This window comes from Brevibacillus parabrevis (assembly GCF_003710905.1).
In the GTDB taxonomy this organism is placed as follows: domain Bacteria; phylum Bacillota; class Bacilli; order Brevibacillales; family Brevibacillaceae; genus Brevibacillus; species Brevibacillus parabrevis.
Genome location: NZ_RHHV01000036.1, coordinates 1 through 3,459, shown reverse-complemented (window position 1 = coordinate 3,459; position 3,459 = coordinate 1). Strand labels below are relative to the sequence as shown.

The window sequence follows — 3,459 nt, the reverse complement described above, 5'->3', positions numbered from 1 at the left end:
GTAGTCTTTTCCCATCATCGTTTGGTTGTTCAGGCGGCGGAACTCGTCGTAGCTGTAGCGGACGGTTTGGCCGTAGTTGTTGGTTTCCGTCAAAAGCAAGCCAGCGAGCGGATCGTAGGTGCGTTCTTCGTAGAAGCCATTGCCGGCGGACACTTTCGTCATTTCGTAAAACGGCGAGTATTGGTAGCTGAACAGGACGCCGTTTTTGTCCTGGAAGGTTTTGACCGAGCCGTTTTTGTCGTAGGTGTACTGCTCGGCTTTGGTTTCCGGGTTCTTTTCGGATAGTTTCCAGGACAGCGCGTTATACGTGTACACGGCGGAGGTCGTGCCATTTTCGACGACGGTGACGAGGTTGCCGAGTCCGTCGTAGCCGTATTCGTTGACGTTGTTCTCCGGGTCGCGCAGGTAGACGAGTTGGCCGTTGGCATCGTAGCGCAAGGTCCAGCGTTGGGAGGTGCTGCCGTCGGTTACTTCTTTGTCTGTCACTTTTCCGAAACGGTCTGTCTGGATATTCGTGACACGGCGCTTTCCGCCTTGCTGCTCGGTTTCCTCGGTGCTCTCTACCCGGCCGTACAGGTCGCGGTAGGTGGTGACGATGTAGCCGTTTGGTGCCACCGTTTGTTCGGTCAGGCGCGGCAAGTAGCTGCTGCCGTCGCGGTAGGCGTTGTTGCGATGGGAGCGGGTCGTTCCGAGAGCGTTCGTCGTTTGGTAGACAAAGCCGTCCCAATCGTAAGCATAAGAGGTGCTCTTGGCCTGATTTCCGTAGGGAATCGTGCGGCTGACCCGCAAACCGTCTGGCGTAAACTCGTTTTCTACGAGCGGACGTGTGCCGCCGTTTTTCCCCTTTTGCTCCTGGTAGGCGATATCGCCATACGGGGTGTACGACGAGTCTGGCAAGGTGCGTTCGACGATCCCTGGCCCCGCCGTCTTCGTGCCAGTGGCATCGCCATTATAATGAGTTCTTTTATGTGCCAATCTATCGCCTTGGAACTTCACCCAACATTACGAGTGAAAGGTCCGTATACTAGTAGTTGATCAGTACGTCACATTGAACTGTTTTTTTGAAACTACTTTTCGCATAGAGATACTGTTGTGATGATATCTATCATTGAGGGCTGACTTCCATATCGTAACAGCCCTTTATTATTCGGAATGGTTTACACGGATTTATGTGACATAGTAGCTTATTACTTTATATAACCCGCTATTTTAAGTAACGTAATATTTGCAGGAATAAGTAGTTCATGTCTCTGGGATTCTCCATCAACCGTGTCAGTAAAAAAACATGTTTCACAATGTCTATACAATCTCCCTCTCGTTATTGATATCAGCAAGGATTCTTAGATGATCACTATTACATTGTGGACATACTTCTGATGAAGTAAAAGTCATGATATCTTTTACTAAACTTGATAGTCTCCATAAAATTTCAAATTCCGACTTTGGTTTTCGAACCACGTAGTCTTCAACAATCGTTTTAAAGTCATCACCTGTAGAACCAATAACATACATTTCAGGAGAAATTGTAGTGACAAATTGAAAAAATGTTTTTTCATTCTCTGGAAATTTGCAACTACTATACCTTCCTTTCGAATCCAATAATTGGACAATTGCTTCTTGATTACTTTTTATTATTTCAACTAACCGACTTAAAAAACTCGCCAATTCTATATGCTCAATCTCCAAAAACAACTTCACCGCTTCTAACCATACAACGTGAATCGCCTTTTTTTATTCATAATCTACAGCCTTTCTTAGATAAATATATTAAAAGGGAGCAAATTAACGCCCCCATTTATAAATATGCTACTCGAATTCTATGCAACTCAAGCTATGTAAAACCTTGTTCCTTAGCCATTTGAACAATGTGATTTTTCCACTGGATTATTTCCCTTGCTCCAACAACATTAGCTACGTTTGATCCATCTGTGTAAATACTAAGAAACTAAAGCTTCCTCCATTTACTTGGCCCTCTGCCAAAGCACGCTCGATTGGGAACAGTAAAAGATGACTTCTGGTACAGATTATAGAAGTCATCTTTTTAACATTATTACTTAAGCACAATCTATACAGAATTTTTGACAGCCCCTGGTCCACCTAGATTAGCTACTCCTTCTTTAAATTTCAATTTAATCACTTAAAAAATTAAATTGTCTCTGATTATACAAAATTCTTGACAGACCTGATAATTTTATTCGCTTGTCCCTGTAACCATAATTTTAAAGTACTCCTCTAGAATATTATAAAAATTTACTCCTTCGTCCAATTCCACATTTTTCATCAATATTGGTTCGATTGATTCTGATTCTAGTAAGAAAACCTCAAAATGCATTTGTTTAGTACTCCATACAATTACTCGTCCAACACATAATGATGTCTCTTGATCAATTACAGTACTTGGATTAAGAGCGTGTGCTGGTGTATCCCATTGATAATTATACTCCGTCTTAATCCCCATTTTGTTCAACAGGCTCTCATTTTCTTGAACCCAACTTAAAAATAATTTATTCACGCTTATCCTTCCTTTTTTCTAATTTTATATTTTTTGCAGGAGGTAATTCAGTGCGTGGCATTTCTCTTTTTTCACGAAGCCTTGCCATTGTAGATGTTGGACCAACCATATAAAGCCATTTGTGGACTGTCAACACCAAACTAGACAGATTTCTTAAGTGCTTTCTGTTTGTAAACGAGTGGACTCAAATACCCCAATGTCGAGTGAATTCTTGTTTCGTTAAACCATTTCACGTATGCCCCTAGTTCCTGCTTCAACTGTGCGAGTGACCCAAATCTTCGATTCTTGACAAACTCGGTTTTAATCAGCTTAAAAGTTGCTTCTGCGACTGCATTGTCATAGGGGCAGCCTTTCATGCTTAGCGAGCGCTTGATGTTGAATGTACGGACGACGTCACCAATCGTACGGTTGGTAAACTCACTGCCTCGATCCGTGTGAAAGAGCTGAATTTGACGTAGGTCTCCTTTTACGCTTGCAAAAGCTTGGTAGACGAGCGCAGCATCTTTACTGGTTCCACAACTATACCCAATAATCTCCCGATTGAATAAGTCCACGAGCAGACAGATGTAGTGCCATTTGTTTGCGACTCGGACATACGTCAAATCACTCACAACCGCCTCTAGTGGTTCATCTTTTGTAAACTCGCGGTTCAGTTCATTCTGGATTGGTGAATCGTTACACGGTGACTTATGCGGTTTATACTGGGAAACCGTATACGCCGATACAAGACCATTCTTTTTCATCAAGCGTCCAATCCGTCGTCTGGAAACGATCCATCCTTCTTTTTGTAGGGTTGCCTTGATCTTTCTGGTTCCATACACGCGCTGATTCTCATCAAAAATATGGATGATTGCTTGCTCCACCTCATCATCGATAGATGGCTGCTGGCTACTTTCATAATAGTAGGTACTCCGATTCACCTTGAGGATGGTGCACATGGCAGACAC

The 3,459-nt window shown here is 43.0% G+C and carries 3 protein-coding genes and 1 pseudogene; all 4 read right to left on the bottom strand.

Annotation, left to right across the window (positions count from 1 at the left end; genetic code table 11):
• Positions 1-975: pseudogene (locus EDM60_RS28180) on the bottom strand (type IV secretion protein Rhs); the annotation flags it as partial.
• A 324-nt stretch (positions 976-1,299) separates the two neighbouring features.
• The gene (locus EDM60_RS28435; protein WP_141254296.1) at positions 1,300-1,686 is read right to left on the bottom strand and encodes a hypothetical protein; all 387 of its coding nucleotides are present in this window, start codon (positions 1,684-1,686) and stop codon (positions 1,300-1,302) included.
• Between the two features lie 505 nt (positions 1,687-2,191).
• On the bottom strand, positions 2,192-2,512 hold the full coding sequence (locus EDM60_RS28175) for an immunity protein TriTu family protein (RefSeq protein ID WP_122966888.1): 321 nt from the start codon (positions 2,510-2,512) through the stop codon (positions 2,192-2,194).
• A 140-nt stretch (positions 2,513-2,652) separates the two neighbouring features.
• On the bottom strand, positions 2,653-3,459 hold an 807-nt coding region (locus tag EDM60_RS28170), incomplete at its 5' end, for an IS3 family transposase (protein ID WP_122966887.1).